Origin of the sequence: Ruminococcoides intestinale, from assembly GCF_040095935.1 — a bacterium.
Lineage (GTDB): Bacteria > Bacillota > Clostridia > Oscillospirales > Acutalibacteraceae > Ruminococcoides > Ruminococcoides intestinale.
Genome location: NZ_JBBMFQ010000004.1, coordinates 12576 through 32997, shown reverse-complemented (window position 1 = coordinate 32997; position 20422 = coordinate 12576). Strand labels below are relative to the sequence as shown.

The 20422-nt window shown below is 38.8% G+C and carries 24 protein-coding genes and 1 tRNA gene; 11 read left to right on the top strand and 14 right to left on the bottom strand.

Annotated features, from left to right (window positions below):
- Positions 1–12: 12 nt before the first annotated feature.
- From WMO31_RS07740 to WMO31_RS07705, 8 genes are all read right to left on the bottom strand, one after another.
- Positions 13–1113, bottom strand: a complete 1101-nt coding sequence (locus WMO31_RS07740; RefSeq protein ID WP_303667686.1) for an AAA family ATPase — start codon at positions 1111–1113, stop codon at positions 13–15.
- The gene (locus WMO31_RS07735) at positions 1114–1383 is read right to left on the bottom strand and encodes a hypothetical protein (protein ID WP_101028766.1); all 270 of its coding nucleotides are present in this window, start codon (positions 1381–1383) and stop codon (positions 1114–1116) included.
- A 2-nt stretch (positions 1384–1385) separates the two neighbouring features.
- Complete coding sequence (locus tag WMO31_RS07730) at positions 1386–2675, bottom strand: AAA family ATPase (protein ID WP_367999471.1); 1290 nt, start codon at positions 2673–2675, stop codon at positions 1386–1388.
- A 113-nt stretch (positions 2676–2788) separates the two neighbouring features.
- Positions 2789–3877 (bottom strand): hypothetical protein, encoded by a 1089-nt coding sequence (locus WMO31_RS07725; protein ID WP_303667688.1) that lies wholly within the window; start codon positions 3875–3877, stop codon positions 2789–2791.
- Positions 3874–4110: an MreC domain-containing protein gene (locus tag WMO31_RS07720; protein WP_303667689.1), complete on the bottom strand. Its 237-nt coding sequence runs from the start codon at positions 4108–4110 to the stop codon at positions 3874–3876. The genes WMO31_RS07725 and WMO31_RS07720 overlap by 4 nt, the downstream gene beginning before the upstream one ends.
- Positions 4100–4354, bottom strand: a complete 255-nt coding sequence (locus tag WMO31_RS07715; RefSeq protein WP_303667690.1) for a hypothetical protein — start codon at positions 4352–4354, stop codon at positions 4100–4102. Before WMO31_RS07715 ends, WMO31_RS07720 begins: the two co-directional genes overlap by 11 nt.
- Positions 4355–4366: 12 nt before the next feature.
- Positions 4367–4558 (bottom strand): hypothetical protein, encoded by a 192-nt coding sequence (locus tag WMO31_RS07710; RefSeq protein WP_117882358.1) that lies wholly within the window; start codon positions 4556–4558, stop codon positions 4367–4369.
- Positions 4559–4562: 4 nt separating this feature from the next.
- A complete protein-coding gene (locus tag WMO31_RS07705) occupies positions 4563–4772 on the bottom strand; it encodes a helix-turn-helix domain-containing protein (protein ID WP_117838524.1) in 210 nt (69 codons plus the stop codon).
- 78 nt (positions 4773–4850) lie between these two features.
- On the opposite strand from WMO31_RS07705, the gene WMO31_RS07700 reads away from it, so the two are divergent.
- The gene (locus tag WMO31_RS07700; protein WP_303667691.1) at positions 4851–5540 is read left to right on the top strand and encodes a hypothetical protein; all 690 of its coding nucleotides are present in this window, start codon (positions 4851–4853) and stop codon (positions 5538–5540) included.
- Here the strand turns inward: WMO31_RS07700 and WMO31_RS07695 are convergent.
- Positions 5537–5722: a hypothetical protein gene (locus WMO31_RS07695; protein WP_293638383.1), complete on the bottom strand. Its 186-nt coding sequence runs from the start codon at positions 5720–5722 to the stop codon at positions 5537–5539. The genes WMO31_RS07700 and WMO31_RS07695 overlap by 4 nt on opposite strands.
- A gap of 112 nt (positions 5723–5834) precedes the next feature.
- On the opposite strand from WMO31_RS07695, the gene WMO31_RS07690 reads away from it, so the two are divergent.
- Positions 5835–6395, top strand: a complete 561-nt coding sequence (locus WMO31_RS07690; RefSeq protein WP_101028771.1) for a hypothetical protein — start codon at positions 5835–5837, stop codon at positions 6393–6395.
- Between the two features lie 88 nt (positions 6396–6483).
- On the opposite strand, the gene WMO31_RS07685 is transcribed toward WMO31_RS07690, so the two are convergent.
- The gene (locus WMO31_RS07685; protein ID WP_117967752.1) at positions 6484–6702 is read right to left on the bottom strand and encodes a helix-turn-helix domain-containing protein; all 219 of its coding nucleotides are present in this window, start codon (positions 6700–6702) and stop codon (positions 6484–6486) included.
- 422 nt (positions 6703–7124) lie between these two features.
- Here WMO31_RS07685 and WMO31_RS07680 point away from each other — a divergent pair, with 422 nt between their 5' ends.
- The 4 genes from WMO31_RS07680 to WMO31_RS07665 all read left to right on the top strand — a co-directional run bounded on the left by WMO31_RS07680 (position 7125) and on the right by WMO31_RS07665 (position 10711).
- The gene (locus tag WMO31_RS07680) at positions 7125–7757 is read left to right on the top strand and encodes a LexA family protein (RefSeq protein WP_303667693.1); all 633 of its coding nucleotides are present in this window, start codon (positions 7125–7127) and stop codon (positions 7755–7757) included.
- Between the two features lie 176 nt (positions 7758–7933).
- Positions 7934–9154, top strand: a complete 1221-nt coding sequence (locus tag WMO31_RS07675) for a Fic family protein (protein WP_367999470.1) — start codon at positions 7934–7936, stop codon at positions 9152–9154.
- Between the two features lie 169 nt (positions 9155–9323).
- A complete protein-coding gene (locus WMO31_RS07670) occupies positions 9324–10361 on the top strand; it encodes a tyrosine-type recombinase/integrase (RefSeq protein WP_367999469.1) in 1038 nt (345 codons plus the stop codon).
- 273 nt (positions 10362–10634) lie between these two features.
- Positions 10635–10711, top strand: a tRNA-Pro gene (locus tag WMO31_RS07665).
- A gap of 520 nt (positions 10712–11231) precedes the next feature.
- On the opposite strand, the gene WMO31_RS07660 is transcribed toward WMO31_RS07665, so the two are convergent.
- Positions 11232–12884: a sigma-70 family RNA polymerase sigma factor gene (locus WMO31_RS07660; RefSeq protein ID WP_367999468.1), complete on the bottom strand. Its 1653-nt coding sequence runs from the start codon at positions 12882–12884 to the stop codon at positions 11232–11234.
- A gap of 567 nt (positions 12885–13451) precedes the next feature.
- The gene (locus WMO31_RS07655; RefSeq protein WP_294441278.1) at positions 13452–14102 is read right to left on the bottom strand and encodes an HAD family hydrolase; all 651 of its coding nucleotides are present in this window, start codon (positions 14100–14102) and stop codon (positions 13452–13454) included.
- Between the two features lie 306 nt (positions 14103–14408).
- On the opposite strand from WMO31_RS07655, the gene WMO31_RS07650 reads away from it, so the two are divergent.
- Positions 14409–16010, top strand: coding sequence for an O-antigen ligase family protein (locus WMO31_RS07650; RefSeq protein ID WP_367999467.1), 1602 nt, complete (start codon positions 14409–14411; stop codon positions 16008–16010).
- A 3-nt stretch (positions 16011–16013) separates the two neighbouring features.
- Here WMO31_RS07650 and WMO31_RS07645 read toward each other — a convergent pair whose 3' ends face one another.
- Positions 16014–16877 (bottom strand): polysaccharide deacetylase family protein, encoded by an 864-nt coding sequence (locus WMO31_RS07645; RefSeq protein ID WP_367999466.1) that lies wholly within the window; start codon positions 16875–16877, stop codon positions 16014–16016.
- 158 nt (positions 16878–17035) lie between these two features.
- Here WMO31_RS07645 and WMO31_RS07640 point away from each other — a divergent pair, with 158 nt between their 5' ends.
- The 4 genes from WMO31_RS07640 to WMO31_RS07625 all read left to right on the top strand — a co-directional run bounded on the left by WMO31_RS07640 (position 17036) and on the right by WMO31_RS07625 (position 19074).
- A complete protein-coding gene (locus WMO31_RS07640) occupies positions 17036–17428 on the top strand; it encodes a Fur family transcriptional regulator (protein WP_021883631.1) in 393 nt (130 codons plus the stop codon).
- A 25-nt stretch (positions 17429–17453) separates the two neighbouring features.
- Entirely contained in the window at positions 17454–17993 is a 540-nt protein-coding gene (locus WMO31_RS07635) for an NADH peroxidase (protein ID WP_015524277.1), read from the top strand.
- Positions 17994–18092: 99 nt separating this feature from the next.
- Positions 18093–18251 (top strand): rubredoxin, encoded by a 159-nt coding sequence (rd, locus tag WMO31_RS07630; protein WP_015524278.1) that lies wholly within the window; start codon positions 18093–18095, stop codon positions 18249–18251.
- Positions 18252–18315: 64 nt separating this feature from the next.
- Positions 18316–19074, top strand: a complete 759-nt coding sequence (locus WMO31_RS07625) for an exodeoxyribonuclease III (protein WP_195231768.1) — start codon at positions 18316–18318, stop codon at positions 19072–19074.
- A gap of 197 nt (positions 19075–19271) precedes the next feature.
- On the opposite strand, the gene WMO31_RS07620 is transcribed toward WMO31_RS07625, so the two are convergent.
- Positions 19272–20384 (bottom strand): Mbeg1-like protein, encoded by a 1113-nt coding sequence (locus WMO31_RS07620; protein ID WP_367999465.1) that lies wholly within the window; start codon positions 20382–20384, stop codon positions 19272–19274.
- Between the last annotated feature and the right edge of the window lie 38 nt (positions 20385–20422).

The following is a 20422-nucleotide window of genomic DNA, read 5'->3' as shown; positions in this document are numbered from 1 at the left end:
CTTCCTTTCTTATTAAAACGGTAAGTCACGGTTGCTCTGTATCACTTCGAATACCTTATTCCACGCTCCCACAAGGCAACCGTTAATAAATCGTGGGTCATAGTTTGTGATTGGTGTATCGTAAGGGTAGTGTCCCTGTGTAAACACCGCCTGTCTGATTTCGCTTTCATCAACACCGTTAGCTCTCATAAGGTCGGCAAGAGCTTTTGGTATGCCCTCGGGAATATTGACAGATTTATCATTCTGTATCTGAGGTGTTGACAGCGGAACAGGCTCGGGAACTTTTTCAATCTGCGTAGGTTGTGGCACAGGCTGTGTCGCAGGCTCTGCCTTAGGTGGTTGAGGTATCGGATTCTGCGAAACAGGACCGTTATTTACAGGTGCAACATCATTAAAAATATGGGCAATGCCTGCATAGCTAAAATCCATTTCTTCGGGCAGTCCGTGACGATTCTTTGCGTCCCAACAGGGATGATGAAGCGTGTGCATTACTCTCCCTCCGCCCTGCGCTTTGTACTTTCTGCCGTCTTTGTCGGTTGCTACCGCTACTGTTTTATAGTTTGCGAAAAGCACCATATCCGCCCATTCTTTTACAAGCGGAGAAATCTGTGAAGCAGTCTTTTTGCCGAGTTTAAGCTCCCAACGGTCATATTCACCGATTTCATCAGGCTGTGAAAACTTGCGGAGCTGTGCGTGTGCGGTGAGCACAACATTGATACCTCTGTCAATCAAATCTTCAAGGCTGTTCAAAAATCTGCCGAACTCCTCTTTTTCGTAAACATATCCGTTTCCGTAACCGAAATCCTCAATACCTTTTTTGCCGTACTTTGAGCAAATATCATCAATACAAAGCTGTTCTGCCCAGTCGATTGTGTCAATAACAACCGTCTTGCATACAGTCGGATTGCTTTTGATATATTCAAGCTGACTTTTGAGCATAGTCCACGATGTCGGCTTATCCATTCTCGCAACATCAAGGTTTTTTGTGCTGCCCTCCGTGTCGATAAACAGAGGGTTCGGAAACTGCGAAGCAAAAGTTGACTTGCCGATACCCTCGGGACCGTAAATTACAACCTTTTGAGCCGACTTGATTTTACCTCTTGTAATGTTCATTTATCTTACCCCCTGTACATCTGAAAAATTGATTTTATTGCCGTCAACATCAATGACAACATAGTCGATTGCGTAGTTGAGCAGTTCGTTTGTCAGATCCTGTATTGACTTGCCTGTCATACCTGCAATCAAAACAATTCTTGAATAGTTTTCAGGCATAATCTTGACCTTGGTATAACCGCAGGCAAGCTCTCTGTGCGGATTGCATTTGATTACACATTCGTTTGTATTTGTTTTTGCTGTTGTTTTAGCTGTAGTTCTTGTAGCCATAATTAAAACTCTCCTTCTGTCCAAGTCGGTGTTGTAACAGGTGCGGTTGTTTCGGACTTAATATAACCGTCCTCAATGATAATTGAACATTCATCACCGTTTGAAACTCTTGTTGCAATAGCCTGCAGTCCCTCTGATTCAAGCCATTTTGCAAAGTCTTTGAGTGTGTCGGTGTCCATTTGTTCGAGCTTGTCAAGCAAGACAAATCCGCATTCGGGATTGAGTTTGCGTACAATTGCCGTAGCGACACGAAGCTGTTCAGAACCGCTCATATTGTCCCACTTAAAACCGTTATATGTAAGCTCGCCCTTTTCAACCGATAAGCCGTCAAGGGGTAAATTTGCGTTGTTGAGCAAGTCATATTTTGTTTTGCGGATTTCTTCAAGCTGTGCTGTCATATCGGCGTACTTGCCGTAATATTCCTTTGCGTCCTCATCAGCTTTCGCTTTATCGAGGTTGGCTCTGACTTTGCGGTTAATTTCGTCAATCTCGGTAATGTTTCTTTCAAGCTCTGCCGTGCTTTCATCGTGCAGTTCGGCAACGGTCTTTCTGCTCTGTTCAAGCTGTGCAAGCACTTTTGTAAGTTCGGAATTGTATTTTCTCAAATCCTCGTTAAGCCTGTTGATTTCGCTCTGCAAATTGTTGGCACGGATTTCAAGGTTATCTTTTTCTGCTCTCAGACGGTTATTTTCACCGTTGCGTGCAAGAATTTCCTGCTGTTTATTGATAAGTTCAGAGGCTGATACAGGTTCATTCGGCACGCCTTCGTATTCGGGCATTTCGGCGGCAAACTTTTTCTTTTGGTCTGCAATCTGACCGATAGCACGACGCTCGTTATACACCTGTGTTTCCTGCGTTTCAAGTTCATAAACTCTGTTGCCTACACCGATAATCTGCAGGAGCGTGTCAGCCTTTTCCTTGCCGGTTGCATTCATAAATTTCGGCAGGTCAAGAGCAAAGTTACTGACAAATGCGTCAAGCAAAGCCTGTCCGCCTTTGTTGCCTGCGGTGTCAATTACTTTAAGACTGCTGTTCTTACCGCTACGCTCCACAACAATACCGTTTGAGAGCTTGATTTTAAGATGTGGCGGAATCGTTGAACCCTCACGGTACGGAGCAGACGGAGCGAAACGATTACCGCCGAGAGCCCACGCAATTGCGTCAAGAACAGATGTCTTGCCCTGTCCGTTTTTACCGCCCAACACGGTAAGTCCGTTTTCGGTCGGTTCATAAGCAACCGCCTTTACTCTTTTTACATTTTCGATTTCAAAAGCTGATATTTTTACTGACATATTAAAGTCCTCCTTGACAATTCGCTTAAAATTGTCTATCATTTAATTAAGGTATTTTTCTTTGTCCGTTGAGGCTTTGCAGAGCTTCAGCGGATTTTTCTTTGCAATTGCAATTAATATTTAACATTGATATAATCCAACACCCTTGCCCAGCCGTATCTTTCGCCTGTTTTATCATCTGTGCAGCAGTTATACATCCAATACTCCCACTCTTTAGGATTTCGCTCTTTAAGTAAGTCAAATCTATGAGGGCGCTTTTCCAAGTGCAAACCAAATCCGCACATTGAGCAACCTGTTCTTTGAGCTTTGGTTGTGTACAAAGTACCATCTTCTTGCCTCTCGATTTTTCCATATATTTCGGGAACAGGAACATTTAAATCAAGAGCAAGTTGCAAAATGTCCTGTCTGTTAAAAATCGCAAATGGTGCTGATCTGATTGTAGATTTACCAAAATAATTACAACCATTTATCATTAAGGATTTGGCTCTTCTTCCGCCTTCGGAAGCCATCAAGCCAAGATAAGGCACGCTGTTATGTTCTTTTGCCCAAGTGTCACAAGGCTTTTCTTTTAGATAATAGCAGCATTTTGATGACACTTTGAAATTTGGAATTTGATAATTTGTACCCTCTTCATTGTTCGCATAACCGCCGAACTTTTCAAGCCATTTTTGCGACATTTTCATACGACTGTTTTTTTGATAACCGCCATAGGCCCCTGTTTCGCCTGTTACAATAGCGTGTCGAACAGTTTTGTTTTTTTCTGTCGGATTTGCAAGTAATTCAATCTTGGCGGCAATTTCTTTTGATAAGACAGGAAATCCAAACTCCTGAATTATATCCTGTTTAGTCCAGCGGTGTTCTTTTCCTGCACTGTCAATATACCGAACTGATGGCTTTAACCTTTCAATTCCGAGCTCTTTATGTATTTTTTGTATGCTTGAATCTTCAAGGTAAGAAACGCTGATTCCCGGGGCACGGATTCCAATCGACTTTAAAAAGATAAATAATGTAATGCTATCAAGACCGCCGACCGAAACGTGATAGTTTAATTCTCGTCTATCGCATTCTTCGGCAAATTCTCTCGCTCTGATAGTTGCATACTTAACTTTAAATTCATAATCCTGTTTTTGCTTAACAATGAAATCAGAGATTTTTCTCTGTCCGTCAATTCTTTCCATTCGTTCAAAAACATTTTCTTTCATTTCTTCACCCCCACACATTCAAAGCCGATTGTTTCGGGTTCTGATGATTCATAGGCTTTGAGCTTATTGCGAAGTGTACGGTTTTCGTTGCGATAACCGCTTGATGTCACCAGTTCAAGGGCGAGGTCTGCCCTTGCGTTTCTCAGCTCAATGCTGAGATGTCTGTTCTCTGCTCTGAGGCTCTCATTCTCCTTAAGCAGTTTTCTGCGTGTAAGTAAATCTTTAAATGCCATTTTGTGTCGTTCCTTTCATTGGGTTTGAACCGAGAATATAATTGAGAAACGGTATTCTCGGAATACGGATAGATGTGCCGACTACAATTACATTGAATCCCAATTTTTCGGGTTCGTCCTTTGCCTGTTCACGCAAGTTTTGCGGAGCAACTCCAATAGCCTTTGCGGCATCCTCAGAAAGCAAATAGACATCACTGCTATCCATAATTTCTTTGATTTTTTTGTTCATCTGAACTGTGTCCATATGTACACCTCCTTAATTTTCGTTGGTAATTTTGTCTGAAACGATTTCGACTGATTCAACATCAGCTACGCTGAGAGCCAGTTTGAGCAGTACAACCTCGCTGACCGTTCGTGTTATCTGATAGCTTGTAACATACGGAATTTCTGTTCCGTCAATTTCAAGAAGGAACTTGTCCTTTGTGTCAATAAGTTTAAGTTTTGCCATTTTCTCACCTGCTTTCTGTTTTACCTATCTTGATTTCTACACCCAAAGCCGTTAAGAGCCTGTCGGCATTTTCAAGAGATATGCTCTTTTTGCCTTTTTCCCAATACTGAATAGCTCTTTTAGTAAAGCCCGATTTCTTAGCAAGCTCACTTTGCGAAAAGCCTTTCTGTTTTCTGCTTTTGAGCAATATTTCAGCAAATTCATTGATGTGCATTGATTTCACCAACTTTCTATGATATACTATATGTAGTGATGAACGGCAATTCATTACACTATATAATGAAAGGGGTCTTTGCTTATCAAAAAGGCAATTTATAACTGCGAATCATTGAACGATAACTTTAGTAAGAAAAATCTTGAAATCGAATATCCGTCAGTCTGTCCTATGTGTCACAAATCTGGCGACCCCTCGTATTTAAGCTCCTACTATATTGACGATGAACATACTTATCCAAATCTTTTCGTTCATTTCTTCTGTCACAATTGTGAAAAGACCTTTTTAGGTAATTATCATATAGGTCCTTATCACGGTTTAACTGAACTTATGGGCTTCGAACCTATTTCTAGAGTAGAAGAACGAGAGTTTCCTAAACACATAAAAGACTTATCCCCTGATTTTTGTAACATTTACAATCAGGCTTATGCTTCCGAACAGTACGAATTAAAAGATATTTCAGGTATGGCTTACAGAAAAGCCTTAGAGTTCTTAGTAAAGGATTACGCAATAATGTTACAGCCGAACAATAAAGATAATATCGTTAAAGCACCATTATCAAGATGTATCAATGATTACATTGATAACAACAGAATCAAAAAATTAGCAGTAGCCTCTGCTTGGCTTGGTAATGATGAAACACATTACGAAAGAAAATTCAAAGATTATAATATTGATAACTTAGTCGAATTTATAAACGCTATTGTTTCTTTCATAGATTCTGATATATCCGCTGTCAATGCAGAAAGAATGATAGAAGGTAACTAATTATCCTTATCTGTTGAGAACTTAAAACTAAAATTGAAGAATTCAAGCTGATTGATTGTATCCTGCAATTCGTCAGCTTGTTTTTTTGCCTTTTTTATAAGGCTTTCAAACTCCTGCAAATTTGTAGCCGATATATTAAGCACTCCTTCATTTGAATAGTTGCCTATCATTTTATTTTTCATTTCTTCACCTCTTTTAAGCAAAGTCCGTTTAATAGGACTGCGATTGTGGTATTATTGATTGTGTTGCAAATATCTTTTGCAAATGTTGTAATCGAGCAAAGGAGCTGATTATATGTGGGTAATAATTAGTGGTATTTTAGGCATTGCAGGCTTTTTAATATCTTTAATAAACCTGATTAACTATTTTGTTTCGCACAAAGTGAATTTGGAAATCACAATGCTTGAATACGCATACAAATTAGGCGTGCAGGGAAAGAAAAGACTTTTCATTCATTATAAACTTAACAATAAATCGCAACTGCCTATTTCTGTTACCGACATTCAATTAGTTCTGAACGGCATAGAGTACACCGAAGATTACAACACCCACGAAGTTAATTCTTATCATCACAAGGCAAAAGGTGTTGATGAGTATGTTCCGACATACAATGAACATCTGCCTATCAATCTTGAGTGCCTACATTCTCATTCGGGTTACCTCGTTTTTGTAATTCCTGAAGATAATTCTCCAAATCTCGATAAAGGTCTGACTTTTCAAATTCGCACCAATCGGAATAAGGAAGTACAAAAGAAAGTGTCATTGAATGAGGTGGTAACGCTCCGCTCCACTCTACCTTATCAAAAGTATAAAAATCTTTTTCTAAAGGATAAGGCGGAACATAAGGTGCACTGACAGTCTTGTTGACTGTTGGTGCTTTTTCTATGTTGAATAAATTATTAAAAAATCCCATTTTCTCACCCCCTTAATATAATAGTTGCATTTATGCGACAAACTGACTAAAAAAAATAGCCTGTGCCTCATCACCTGTTAATCCGAGAATTTGTGTGATAGCGTCTGCCTGCTTAATGGTAAAATCCTCACCACCGTTAGAAAGTTTACGATACATCGTACTTTTGTCGATACCGATACTTTCAGCAACCTTTTCAGGGGTTAATCTTTTCTCCTTGATAGCCCCTTTCAGCTTATCAACATTAGTCAATTTTATCACCTCCAGTTTTTATTGTGTTGCATTTCTGCGACAACTATATGATACCACCCTTGTAAGTTATTGTCAATATATTTTTCGCATTTTTGCAAAATTATTTTTATTTTTTCAAAAAGTAGTTGCATTTTTGCAACCGTTATGTTATAATACTGTACAGTAAAGGAACGGTGGCGGCTGTTTCGACTCCCTTGAGAAAGGGGGTGATTGCGTGGAATACATAGCTGTGATAGTAATTTTCACATTTTTTATTGTGTTCACCATAAAGAAATAACCGCCCTGTACTGCAATACAAGACGGTTATAAAAAATAATTAGTTTTTGAATAGCGGAACAGCTAAAGCCGTTCCCTTACTACCATTATAATACAACTTATTTTGCATTATGTCAATAACAATATATTGAAAAAAGGTGTTACTTATGACAATCGGCGAACGCATTAAAAAATTGCGAGAAGAAAAAAATATAACTGTTGATAAACTTGCCGAGCTGATAGGAAAGAACAGAGCTACAATATACAGATATGAAAGCAGCGAGATTGAAAAGTTACCAACAAGCGTATTAGAACCGCTTTGTAAAGCTTTAGGAACTACTCCTGCATATATTATGGGTTGGGACGATAAAACACCGGAACAAGCAACCCCCCTTCCGCAAACAAATGTATTTATGCGACCGGTATATGACAGCATTTCGGCAGGGTTCGGAGTGATAGCTCAGGATGTGCCTGTTGACTATATGCCTACATACATCACTTGCCCCTCAGAACAGGATAAATATATATGGATAAATGTTCACGGCGATTCTATGAGCCCTCTGATTGATGACGGCAGTAAAATTCTTATTAAAAAGCAAACCTCCGTTGACAGCGGTCAGATTGCCGCAGTCCTCGTTGACGATGAAGAGGCTGTTGTTAAAAAGGTCCTTTACAACGATAACACCGTTGAACTTCATTCAGTCAACCCCTACTATCCCCCACGAGTGTTCAAAAATAACGATGTCACCCGTGTTCAAATCCTCGGTCTTGTAAAAGAAGTCAGTAAATCGTTACAGTGAGAAAAGCTGTTTTACTGTAACAGTTAAATTTGTAAAAATATATTGATTTTGTAAATTTGTCGGTGTATAATTATATTCAATTCGTAAAAACAGCCTATTTTTACGAATTGCTTTTCTGATATATGCGTATAATTGTTAAATTACGGCATATAATACTTATTGGAGAGGTGATACATTTGGGGTATAAATCTTTAGATAAGCTGTTTTATTCTGACAAAGAAAATTATGAAAAAATTTACAACGAAAGGTATAAAAGCGAATACGCAGTACACTTAGATTTTCTGATACACGATAACCCTGCTTTTTTTGTGATGATACCCGAATTTATTACGAAAATTCGTGACATTTATAAAACCGATAAGCAAATCAAAGCTTTAAGGGATTCATTACCCGAAAAAGCAATTGACCATTTCGCTATCAGATGTTTGGTTGATGAAATTGTAAAGACAAATGATATTGAAGGTGTTTACAGCTCAAGAAGAGAAATTAACAGTGTCTTGTCAGAACTGGAAACAAAGAGCCACGGGAAGCGTTTTATGGGGCTTGTGCAAAAATATCTTATGTTGCAAAAAAATGAAACTATGTCCTTTGACACCTGCGAAGATATCCGCAACCTGTACAATGATTTAGTATATTTTGAAATCGAAGAAGATAACCCGTCTGATTTGCCTGACGGTAAAATCTTCAGAAAAGATTCAACAAGCGTCCTCAGTGCAACGCAAAAAGAACTTCACAGAGGAGTTAATCCCGAAGAAAAAATTATAGAGTGTATGAATAAAGCGTTGGCAATACTTAATGACAAAAGCATTGAGTGTGTTTTCAGAATATCAATTTTTCATTACCTCTTTGGTTACATTCATCCTTTCTATGACGGCAACGGAAGGACATCCCGTTTCATCAGCAGTTACTTGTTGTCAAAAGAATTTGAATCAATTATCGGTTACAGAATGTCTTATTCTATTAAAGAGAACATAAACGATTACTACAAGGCATTCAAGGTGTGTAATGACCCGAAAAACAAGGGAGATTTAACTCCTTTTATAATTATGTTTACCGATATTATTGATGATTCGTTGCACAAGTTGGTGTACGCTTTGGAGAAAAGATTAGAGCAACTGACACATTACGGAAAGTGCATTATCTTTCTGCCTAAAGGCGCCGACGAAAAATATAGTAATCTGTATTTTTTGCTTATTCAGGCAAGTTTGTTTTCCGAAAGCGGAATAAGCACAAAGGAACTAATGGATATTATGAAATTAAGCAGAAGTACAGTTACAAACAGGTTAAACACCCTGTCCGATTACGGTTTAATAATCAAAAAAACTTTAGGCAATATCCGTTGCTACAGTCTCGACATAGATAAAATAGATACAATAATGGAAGAGATAAATAAATAAAAAAAACCGCCCTGACCTGTTGGCGCAAGTCAGAGCGGAAACCACCTACACAGGGTGCAGATGATGCAGTTTAATGCAAGATAATTGTATCACAATCCCTTGTGTTTTTCAAGTAATTTAAAGCACAAGGGATTTTTGCACCCTTTTTTAAGCAAAAGGAGTGTATAAAATGAAACTGCCTAACGGCTACGGCTCTGTTTATAAGCTGAGCGGAAACAGGCGCAATCCGTGGGTTGCCTGCGTGACAATAGGATACAACAAAGAAACACGCAATCAGGAACGCAGAGTTATAGGCTACTTTCCAAACAAGCCTAAAGCCCTGAACGCTCTTGCTGATTACAATCAAAACCCGTTTGATGTTGATTCGGCAAGACGCACTTTTTCAGAAATTTATGAACTTTGGTACAAGGAGTTCATCACTGAAAACACAAATCCGAACACCAAAAGACAGTATAATGCGGCATACAAACAATGCTCAATGTTATACAATCGCAAGATGTCCGATATAAAAATCATTGACATGCAACGAGTTCTCGATAACTGCCACAACGGTTATCAATCGGTTAGGCGAATTAAAATTCTGTTGAACAAAATCTACGAATACTGCATATTTCACGATATGCTCCATAACAATCTTGCAGAAAAATTGAAAATCAATGCCAAGTCAGATGAAACAAAACGAGCACGCAGGGAGTTTTCGGAAAGCGAAATAAATCTTTTGTGGGAATATTCAAATCTTGATTCGGTAAAAATAGTGCTTATGCTGATTTATTCGGGAGTGCGTGTGTCCGAATTGCTCGACCTAAAAATTTCAAATGTAAACCTTGACGAACAGACTTTCTTTGTTGAAAGTTCAAAGACCGATTCAGGTGTACGAACCGTGCCTATAGCAGACAAAGTACTGCCGTTTTGGCAGAAATTCATCAGCGATTCTCAATGTGGATATGTTCTGAATAATACCAATGGCAAGCCGCTGAAATACGATAACTTTAAACGCAACTACTGGACACCTCTGCAAAACGATTTAGGTTTAGACCACACCATACACGAAACAAGACACACCTGCATTTCAATGCTTGTATCGGCAAATGTGAACCATACAATCATCAAAAAAATAGTTGGTCACAAGTCGAAAATGGACTTGACCGAAAAGGTTTACACCCACATTAACCCAAAAGAATTAGTGAATGCAATCAACAAAATATAGTCTTATATTATCCTGAATTGTTCATAATTATGTTCCGTAGCTTACATATAGCTAACAAAATCCCCCATTTTCCCCATTCCTATCCCCCTTGCAAGTTACCTGCACCAACAGCCGTTTCTTATGTAGGGACGGCTGTTTTCTACCACATTTTCGGTCTGTTTTATGGTGATTTTCAAAATATTTGAATTAATTTTTAATAAAAAACGAAAATTATGTTGACAAATCCGAAAATATGGTATATAATAATCAAGCTGTTGTTATTAAACAACATTTCGAGGTGTAGCTCAGTTTGGTAGAGTGCTTGGTTTGGGACCAAGATGCCGCAGGTTCAAGTCCTGTCACCTCGACCAAAAAAGGTGGTTTTTTAACCGCCTTTTATTTTTTGCCAAAATTGCTTAAAATGCCTTAAAAGTGGCTTAAACACTGGGTTTTTGAGATTTTAAAAATTCAGTTGAGTAATTTTGAATTAAGTTAAAACAAGATAAAATGCAGTCAAACTTACTGTCATTTTAGTTTGCCTGCCGATTTTCAAGGAAACAAGATAATATATTTTTAAAATTTATTACACCGTAACACAAAAGATTTTTTATTATTAAAACAACAAAGAGGTTAAGCAATTTTTTCTAATGCTTAACCTCTTTTTTTATTTTGTTGATTACAGAGCATTCCCTTATCATAATTACCCTTATCAGGGTTATAACTTTTCATGTAAATTCCCCCTTAATATGCTCATATTATACCATATATTATAACTAAGTTAAATACTTTCTTTAGTATAATATTTATTTTTAACATAGAAAAAGAGGGTTCATAAAGAACCCTCTTTTCCCAATAATTATTTTAAGGATTTATACTTGCTATCGAATTTAATTATCTGTACTCCCAATGACCGCCGTCTTTAACCTTCTCATCCCAAGGTTTTACCCATTCTTTGTCTTCTACTGTTTTTGTGCCTGTCTGTACATATTCTGTCTCATGGTGGTATGCACCTGCACCGTTAGTTTCCAGTTCCCAAGTAAGATGAGCCTTTCTCTCCTTAGCATCATTCATCTTCATGCCACAATTATTACATACATCATAACCTATCCAACCATATACTGGCTCCTCGTGAGTACCTACTACCTTCCAATAGCCATCATGGTGAACTGTTTTGTAGTCGTCTACCCATACCTTCTGCTTTGGCTTTGCTGTAGGTGTTTCAGTCTTTGAAGATTCACTTGGCTTAGCTGGCTTCTGGTTATTACTTGAAGAGTTGCTTGGCTTAGCTGGCTTCTGATTATTACTTGAAGAGTTGCTTGGCTTAGCTGGCTTCTTGTCGTTATCAGATGTATTTGTTTTTGAAGAGTTGTCTTTCTTTGAAGATGTATTTGACTTAGTATCTTCTTTCTTTTCGGTGTTACCCTTGTTGCTGTTGTTTTTGTTAGATACCGTAGTTTTTACATCGTCAACCTTAACTGTAACTGTCTTACCGTCGTCGGTTTTTACTTCTACCTTACCGTCTTTTACTTCGACTTTCTTACCATTCTTGTCTGTGATGTTGCCGTCTTTGTCGACTTTGATTTCACCCTTGTCTACCAAATCTTTAACTGCCTTTGGCACTGTAGTTTTAGGTACAGTTGTTGGAACAGTTGATGTCTGTACGGTTGAAGATATTACTGACGGCTCTGTCGGTTCTTTCTCAGCGTTACAGCCTGCAAGAATGCTTATGCCGACTGCTGATGTGCCTGCAAGTATTGTAGCACCGCAAACAACTGCGATTACCTTGGCTTTTACTGTCGCATTTGCTGTTGCCTTTACGATAGATGACACTGTTGACTTTGCACCTGTAGCAATGCCTTTTGTTGCAGAGGTTGCAAGTGTCTGTCCGTTTGGAAGTGTGATTGTAATGCTCGGAACGCAAAGGCTCTTTGCCTGCTCTCTGAAAATTGTTGTAAAGAACGGCACAAATACAACACCGTGAAGCTTGTCACCGCTTTTGTTTTCGTAATCTTCAATTGCAGTTTTCATCTTTGCCCTTGAATAATTGAGCCTTGAAAGCACAGTACCCCTTGAACATTCAAAGACTTCTGCGATTTCATCAACAGTCATTTCATTAAAATAGTGCATAATCACTGTCTGATACTGAACATCGGACAGTACTTCCTGCATAATCGAAAGAATAATTTCTCTCTTTGCCTTGTCTGAAATGTATTCTTCGGGAATTGATATACGCTCGTCAACTATTGCCTGATTTTCAAAAATTTCATCGTCCAGTTGGATTTCACCTTTACCTTTCAAATAATTTTTGCACTTATTAACGGCAATTCTGTTAAGCCAACTTCTGATTTGTGATGATTTTTCCAAAGATTGGATTTTTAAAAAAGCCGTTATGTAAGTTTCCTGCATAATGTCCTGTGCGGTTGTTTCGTTCTTTAAAAAGCTGATACAAGTAAACCACACTTCACGCTCTGTAAGCTTGTAGAGCTTTTCAAATGATTTGTTATCTCCCTTCTTAATTTTCTCTACTAAGTGGGAAATGTTCATAAAATAACCTCCTCTCATTTCCTTTCATAATATAGACAATTTAAAACGGCTTTTGATTTTATAAAATCCGAAAAAATTTTAAAATTTTTCAAATTTTGTCGATTTTTTTAAAAAGCAAATATTTTTCGCATAAAACAAAAAGTGCGTAGCTGAAGCTACGCACGAAAAATACATAGCTTTGATTGTTGCGACACAATATTTCACTTATAAGGTGTGAAAAGTAAAGCCTGCATTTTTACCGAAATAAAAATACACACTTAGGTGAACTTAAAATTAAATTTTTGTTTGGCATTTTTATTTTAGCATACAATATGTGAAAATTCAATATTATTTAAATTAACTTTTAAAATTCATGTAAAAGAATTTAACAATATCAATTCCGTACTATCATATTTCTGTTTATCAAACATCCCGTTTACAAGCAAAAGTATATTGTTTATCATTGTTATTATACAGAATTAAATTTGCATAAAAAAATCAGGCAATCGTTATGACTGCCCGATTTGTTTTTGGAAAATTTACAATTTTAATCCTATTTATGCACTGTTTTACACGCACTAACCGTAATCAGAGTTCCATGACTTTTTGAGAGATTTCTGCCGGAGATGACACTGTGCCGACGCATTTGTACTCTTCGGTTTCTTCCTTGGTTTTAAAGCCCCAGCCGTATAACACAGCGAGGAAGTCCATACCTATTTCTTCCGCACCCTTTGCCTCGATTGTGCTGTCGCCGACAAGGATACTTTCTTCAACGGAAACTCCTGTCTGCTCACACGCCTGCAAAAGCAGATGACTCTTTGTGAGGTTTGTACCGACATCTGTTGCACATACTGCGTCGAAAACATCCGACGCCTCGTAGGTTTCGAGTATATCCGTTGTGAACATTCTGTGCTTTTGAGTTGCTATTGCAAGCTTAAAACCGCTTTTCTTGAGTTCACGAAGAGCGTCATAAATTCCGTCATAGACGGTGAACATCTCTTTTCCTTTCTGGGAATAAAGTTTACTGTAATTCTTTACGGCATATTCAATTTCGTCATCACTCATATTAAAGAGCGTTTTAAATCCGTATTCAAGCGGTGCGCCGATTACTCCGTAGAGTGCGCTGTGTTCAACAGGCTCATAGCCCATTGCAACTGCTGTTGTATTGAAACAATATAAAATTCCGGGGGCTGTGTCGGCAAGAGTGCCGTCAAAGCCAAAAACAACTAATTTTTTCATAAAACCACCCAATCTGCAAATAGATAAATTCATAAACAATTTTTTACAAAAGTCTTTGTCCTGCAAATATGGAAATACATCTCAAGGGGAATTATACCATTTTACGGAGATAAATACAATACTAATTTCTCCACAAGTATTAATTTGGGAATAAAAGTGCCGAAAAATATGCAATTATTGTTCTTTTGCAAGCATATGCCAATCGAAACAAGTCGAAAATCAGAGCTTTCAACTTACTTTATTTCTTGACAACATCGTGTGTGCGTTATAAAATTGAAGTACATTATATTGAAAGGTTATTATATTATGACTTCTGCAAAGCATAAAAATCCGCCTGCCAAACCCAAAGAAAAATATTCGGTACAGCAGGCGCTCACAAACTATTATCTGCTTGTTATGTTCACGCTTTTTCCGTTGTTTTTTACCGACGCATATTTTAACATCAGGCATGACAAGTATTACTTTTTCATTATATTAACGGGTATTCTCGTTATTGCGGAATTTCTTATTATTATGACCGCAAGCGTTGATAAACCGCCGGAAGACTCAAAGCTTGAAAAGCCTAAACCAAAGCATTTGTATGAAGAGCTTTCGTTTATGGACTGGGCATTTATTGTATTCCTCGGGATAAATGTCATTTCAACGCTGTTGTCTGCAAACCCTTTGGATGCACTTCTGGGTACTCAGGGACGAAACAACGGTCTTGTGCTTATGGCATTTTACACCGCAGCATATTTTATGATTACAAGGTGCTTTAAATATTTTGAATACATATTCGTTGCGCTTGCGTTCGGTTCAATGATAGTTTACGCACTTGCGATACTCAACGCATTCTATGTTGATCCGTTTGGAATGTTCCCTCTGCTTAATGAACAACAGACTATTGACTTTACTTCAACAATCGGCAACAAGAATCTGCTTTCAAGCTACATCTGTATTGCAATGCCTGTTATGATTGCAATGTCGCTTATCACGAAAAAGACCTTGCTCAGAGTAATTTATCTTGTAGCAACAGGATTTGGCTTTGCGGCTCTTATGACTGCCGACAGCGATTCCGGCATTCTCGGCATGGCTGTATTTATGATTATTTACCTTGTATGGTTTTCAAACAGCCTTGTCAGACTGAAAAGATTTTTCCTTTCGGCAACTGTTATGCTGTTGTTTGCAAAGCTGCTCAGATTGTTCTCGCTCTGCTTTGATGACAAAAGCAAGGGCTTTGATAAGTTTCAGGAAATTTTCGTTTTCTCAGGCATCGGCTGGATATTGTTTGCAGCTTGTGCCGTTATTACAGGGATTTTGTATCTTATTGATTACAAAAAACCAAACATCACAATTTCAAAAGCCGTGCCGATTGCTCTTGCCGTTGTATTCGGACTTTGTGCTGTTGCCATGATAGGAATTATGGTTTATTTCAGCTGTATTGACACCAAAACCGACCTTGGCAGTTTTGAAAGAATTATCCGCTTTAACGATATATGGGGTACGCACAGAGGCTTTATGTGGATAAGGTCGATATGGATTTTCGGCGACGCTTCATTTATTGAAAAGCTGTTCGGCGTAGGTCCGGATATGTTCTACTCCGCATTCAGTCCGTACTTTGACGACCTTTCAAAATACGGTGACAGCTCAACAAATGCCGCCCATAACGAATATCTAAACTACCTTATCACAATTGGAATTACGGGACTTCTCTCCTATCTTGCCATTGTGTGCGGTACGATTAAGAACGCAGTTAAGTATGCAAAGGAAAATCCGATGCTGATTGCTTGCGTTTCGGCTGTTATCTGCTATGCTGTTCAGGCTGTTGTAAACCTTTATCAGCCGATTACAACTCCGCTGTTTTTCATCTTCATAGCTTTGTGCGAGGCTTTTGTAAGAAACACCAAGGCTGAAAAAACTGCCGTATAAATATTATGACTGCATTTCAATTCGGATAAGAAGATTCTGCATTGACTCGTTGCGGTCACGGCGGTATCGTCCCAGCTCGTAGAGGCTGTCGGGATTTTTAGTAATTATATTGGGCTTTTCCGTACAGGTTAGTGTACACGAAAAGCCCATTTCTTTTATCAGCTTTTCGGTCAGGTCATTTTTTGCACCGAACGGATATACAAAGCAGGTCGGTTTTTTCCCTGTTGCATTTTCAAGCAAGCCTTGAGCCTTGACAACATCTTCCGTAAGAATAGATTTATATGCTTCGTCACTCTCCCCCGCTTTTGGCAAAACACCCTTTCGTGATTTCAAAGAATGCATATCGTACGAATGATTCTGAATTTCAACATAGCCCGAATCGGACATTTCTTTCATATCGTCAAAAGTTATATGACCGTAGGTCACGGAAATATCCTTGGTTTCGGTGAATTTTTCGGACACTGACGCAATCGGAGATATGACCGCCTTGCAGTTGTATTTTTCAAGCAAAGGGAGTGCATAATAATAATTATTATAATAGCCGTCGTCAAAGGTCAGCATAATGCATTTTTCGGGCAATGATTTTTTGCCGTAAACATAATCGGTAAGGTCTTTTACAACAACGGTTGTGTAGCCGTTTTCGGTAAGATATTTTAAATCGTTTTCAAAAAGAGTCGGCGAAACAGTGTAGTCATTTTGCAGTTTTTCGTCCTTTAAAAGTGAGTGATACATTATTACGGGAAGTTTTACGCTGTCGGTATCAGCCGTTGTTTCTTTTACTGCACCTGTCATTACCGATATTAAAATTATCGCAGACAGGAAGAGTGCCGTAAAAATGATAATTTTTACTGTTTTGTTTGATTTCACTATATTTCCTCCCAATTCTTTGTGCAAGATTTTTCATCTATAATTCTTTATTGTAAATATAATCAAACATCTGCGTGATAGAATATAGGCAAAGTTAATACTGATTACTGATTTTGGTCAATCGGTACTGACTAATATTGCATAAGGATTTATGAATTATGGCAAAAAGAAATTTCAGCTCAAAACGCAATGCAATTTACAACGCTGTGTGCGGTACGGACACTCATCCGAGCGCACGCTGGGTTTATGATAAATTAAAGCCCGAAATTCCCGACCTTAGTCTTGGCACGGTTTACAGAAACATTGCTCTTTTTAAGGATGAAGGAAAGGTCAGCGTTATATGCAATGTAAACGGTGAGGAGCGTATTGACGGCAACACAGAGCCGCACCCCCACTTCGTCTGCAACAAATGCAAAGCAGTTATTGATGTTGAAGACAATCAAAATGCTGATGACCTTGAGTCGCAGCTTGCCGAAGAGGGATTTAAGGTAGAAAACAGATTTGTTATCTACTACGGCATATGTCCTAAATGTTCGGCAGAAGTACACTAATATTTATTACAAAGGAGAAGTAATTATGAAATGGTATTGCACAGTATGCGGTTATGTTTATGAAGGTCCCGAAGCTCCCGAGGCTTGCCCTGTTTGTAAGGCACCGAAGGAAAAATTTAAGCAGATGGACGAGGAGGCATCTTTCGCAACAGTTCACGAGGTTGGCGTTGCTCAGGGCGTAAGCGAAGATATTCTCAAGGATCTCAGAGCTAACTTTGAGGGAGAATGCAGCGAAGTCGGTATGTATCTTGCAATGGCAAGAGTTGCAGACAGAGAAGGCTATCCCGAGGTTTCTGCCGCATTTACAAAGTATGCTTTTGAAGAGGCTGAACACGCTGCCAAGTTTGCAGAGCTTTTAGGCGAAGTTCTTACAGACAGCACAAAGAAGAATCTTCAGATGCGTGTAGATGCAGAAACAGGTGCTTGCGAAGGTAAGTTTGACCTTGCAAAGCGTGCAAAGGCTCAGAACCTTGACGCTATTCATGACACGGTTCACGAGATGGCAAAGGATGAAGCAAGACACGGCGCAGGCTTTAGAGGTCTTCTTAACAGATACTTTAAGTAATCATTAAAACAATAAAAAATCAAAAAAAGTCAGCTTGATAATCGTATGACCAACAACTAACCGATTACACAACAGACTTTGAACAGGAGATTTGATAGTATGAAATATGTATGCGATGTTTGCGGATATGTTTACGATCCTGAAATCGGCGATCCCGATAACGGCGTTGATGCAGGCACAGCATGGGAAGATGTACCCGAGGATTGGGTATGCCCTCTCTGTGGTGTAGGCAAAGACGAATTTTCCGCAGAAGAATAATTAACAAATTGGCAATTTGGGAGCAGGCAATGCTTGCTCCCTTTTGTGTGTACGGGAGTAAATTATGAAAAAATTAATTTCGTGGAATGTAAACGGACTTCGTGCCTGTGTTACAAAGGGCTTTGAGAACTTTTTTAAAGATGTTGACGCAGATATTTTCTGTCTTCAGGAAACAAAGCTTCAAGAGGGACAGATTGACCTCTTGCTTGAAGGATATCATCAGTATTGGTGCTATGCCGACAAAAAAGGCTATTCGGGAACGGCTATGTTCACAAAGGAAGAGCCTTTGAATGTATGTTACGGGATCGGCATTGACGAACACGACCATGAGGGCAGAGTTATCACGGCAGAATTTGACAATTGCTTTGTTGTCACCTGCTACACTCCAAACTCGCAAAGCGAGCTGAAAAGGCTTGATTACCGAATGAAGTGGGAGGATGATTTCAAGGCATATCTGAAAAATCTTGAAGAAAAAAAGCCTGTTATTATGTGCGGTGATTTGAATGTTGCACACAAAGAAATTGATTTGAAAAATCCGAAAACCAACCGTAAAAATGCAGGCTTTACCGATGAAGAGCGTTCAAAGATGACAGCGTTGCTCGATGACGGCTTTATCGACACCTACCGCTATTTCTATCCCGATACAGAGGGCGTGTATTCGTGGTGGTCATACAGATTCAAGGCTCGTGAAAAAAATGCGGGCTGGCGTATTGACTATTTTATCGTTTCAAAAGCTCTTGAAAGCAAGCTTGATGGTGCAAAAATCCATACCGAAATTTTAGGTTCTGACCATTGTCCCGTTGAACTGACTATTGACATTTAAAAAGCAAAATAAAACCCCGACACAGCATACACCGTGTCGGGATTTTTTGTATATTATGAAAAATTTTCAAGACCGACAATACAAATTCCAAAAGTGCCAATTGACAAAACGGGAATTTCGTCTTGACAAATGATTTTTTTGCAAAGAAAATGCTCCGACGCTAAAAAGTATCGGAGCATATATGAGCTTTTTTATAATTAACTGACGGTAATTTTGTTCTGACCGCCTGTTATGTCGGAAAAATTATTTTTTGCACTTTTAACAAATGCGAAGATTGTTTTCAAAAGCATATTTCTCGTTTTGCTGTCAAGACCTGCAAAGGATTTTAGGATTGTTCCCGTGTTTTTAAGCGGATTTTTCAGCATCTCATTAAAGGTTGAGGTTTCGGTCAGCGACAAAAGGGCAAAAACCTCTTTTGTGAACTCCCGTCTTTGAGCAATTGTCAGCGATTCAACAAATTCTTTCAGCGTGTGGTCAAAGAAAACGCTGAAATTTGTAGTGCTTTTCAGCCTGATAAGACTGTTCTGCTCAATCTCCCATGAATAGATATCGTGCTGAAGAAAACCTTTTTGATTGCTCTTTACAATTGTGTAGCTCTCCTCATGCTCAAATATCATGCCGAAAATGCTTGACTGCGGAACAAAGGTGTAGATTCTGTCGTCAACTTCATAAAATCCGCTGTCCCTGATTTTGTCAAGAGAAAACCCCGGTCCGTCAAAATTGTAAATATAATCAATGTGATTTCTTGAATTTCCATCGGTAAAAGCACCGGCATAAACCGCAAGATTTCCACCCTTTGAGTGACCGCCCAGAATGAATTTTCCGTTGAGCATACGGACTGCCTTTTCAAAATAATCAAGAGCCTTTTTCTGTGACGGCAACGGAAATGTGAAGAACATATTGAAGTCCTCCTGCCAGCCGACAAGAGAATTGTCCGTTCCTCTGTATGAAATAAAATAATTCTTTTTGAGAAATTCAAAAGTGATTGCGGAAAACTGCATACTCACATCGGACTCAACCTCGTTTACATACCCCGAAACAAGAATTTTGCCGAATCTCTTGCTCTCTGCCGTCGCTTTCAAAAGGTCGGCGTCACCCTTCCACAATAGATTTTTCTCGTAATCATCGGTTGCAAACACACGCATTGCCGCCTGTTCAAGGGTAATTTCATCAAACAGACAGGACGATACCGCACCGTCAAAAGGAAGATATGAAAGCCGTGAAAGCACAAGTGCGTCAAGCTCGTTAAAACCGTCCTGTTCAAATGTCAAATCGCCTCTTCGACTTATGTAATCAAATATGTCAGCCATACAAATTCCTCCAATCTGTTTTCTCTCTGTAACTATTG

Coding starts and splice junctions, on each gene's coding strand:
- WMO31_RS07705 (WP_117838524.1), bottom strand. CDS start 4,772: ATGCACATCAATGAATTTGCTGAAATATTGCTCAAAAGCAGAAAACAG.
- WMO31_RS07720 (WP_303667689.1), bottom strand. CDS start 4,110: ATGGCATTTAAAGATTTACTTACACGCAGAAAACTGCTTAAGGAGAAT.
- WMO31_RS07725 (WP_303667688.1), bottom strand. CDS start 3,877: ATGAAAGAAAATGTTTTTGAACGAATGGAAAGAATTGACGGACAGAGA.
- WMO31_RS07710 (WP_117882358.1), bottom strand. CDS start 4,558: ATGGCAAAACTTAAACTTATTGACACAAAGGACAAGTTCCTTCTTGAA.
- WMO31_RS07730 (WP_367999471.1), bottom strand. CDS start 2,675: ATGTCAGTAAAAATATCAGCTTTTGAAATCGAAAATGTAAAAAGAGTA.
- WMO31_RS07715 (WP_303667690.1), bottom strand. CDS start 4,354: ATGGACACAGTTCAGATGAACAAAAAAATCAAAGAAATTATGGATAGC.
- WMO31_RS07740 (WP_303667686.1), bottom strand. CDS start 1,113: ATGAACATTACAAGAGGTAAAATCAAGTCGGCTCAAAAGGTTGTAATT.
- WMO31_RS07670 (WP_367999469.1), top strand. CDS start 9,324: ATGAAACTGCCTAACGGCTACGGCTCTGTTTATAAGCTGAGCGGAAAC.
- WMO31_RS07680 (WP_303667693.1), top strand. CDS start 7,125: ATGACAATCGGCGAACGCATTAAAAAATTGCGAGAAGAAAAAAATATA.
- WMO31_RS07660 (WP_367999468.1), bottom strand. CDS start 12,884: ATGAACATTTCCCACTTAGTAGAGAAAATTAAGAAGGGAGATAACAAA.
- WMO31_RS07625 (WP_195231768.1), top strand. CDS start 18,316: ATGAAAAAATTAATTTCGTGGAATGTAAACGGACTTCGTGCCTGTGTT.
- WMO31_RS07695 (WP_293638383.1), bottom strand. CDS start 5,722: ATGAAAAATAAAATGATAGGCAACTATTCAAATGAAGGAGTGCTTAAT.
- WMO31_RS07650 (WP_367999467.1), top strand. CDS start 14,409: ATGACTTCTGCAAAGCATAAAAATCCGCCTGCCAAACCCAAAGAAAAA.
- rd (WP_015524278.1), top strand. CDS start 18,093: ATGAAATATGTATGCGATGTTTGCGGATATGTTTACGATCCTGAAATC.
- WMO31_RS07690 (WP_101028771.1), top strand. CDS start 5,835: ATGTGGGTAATAATTAGTGGTATTTTAGGCATTGCAGGCTTTTTAATA.
- WMO31_RS07620 (WP_367999465.1), bottom strand. CDS start 20,384: ATGGCTGACATATTTGATTACATAAGTCGAAGAGGCGATTTGACATTT.
- WMO31_RS07635 (WP_015524277.1), top strand. CDS start 17,454: ATGAAATGGTATTGCACAGTATGCGGTTATGTTTATGAAGGTCCCGAA.
- WMO31_RS07655 (WP_294441278.1), bottom strand. CDS start 14,102: ATGAAAAAATTAGTTGTTTTTGGCTTTGACGGCACTCTTGCCGACACA.
- WMO31_RS07640 (WP_021883631.1), top strand. CDS start 17,036: ATGGCAAAAAGAAATTTCAGCTCAAAACGCAATGCAATTTACAACGCT.
- WMO31_RS07735 (WP_101028766.1), bottom strand. CDS start 1,383: ATGGCTACAAGAACTACAGCTAAAACAACAGCAAAAACAAATACAAAC.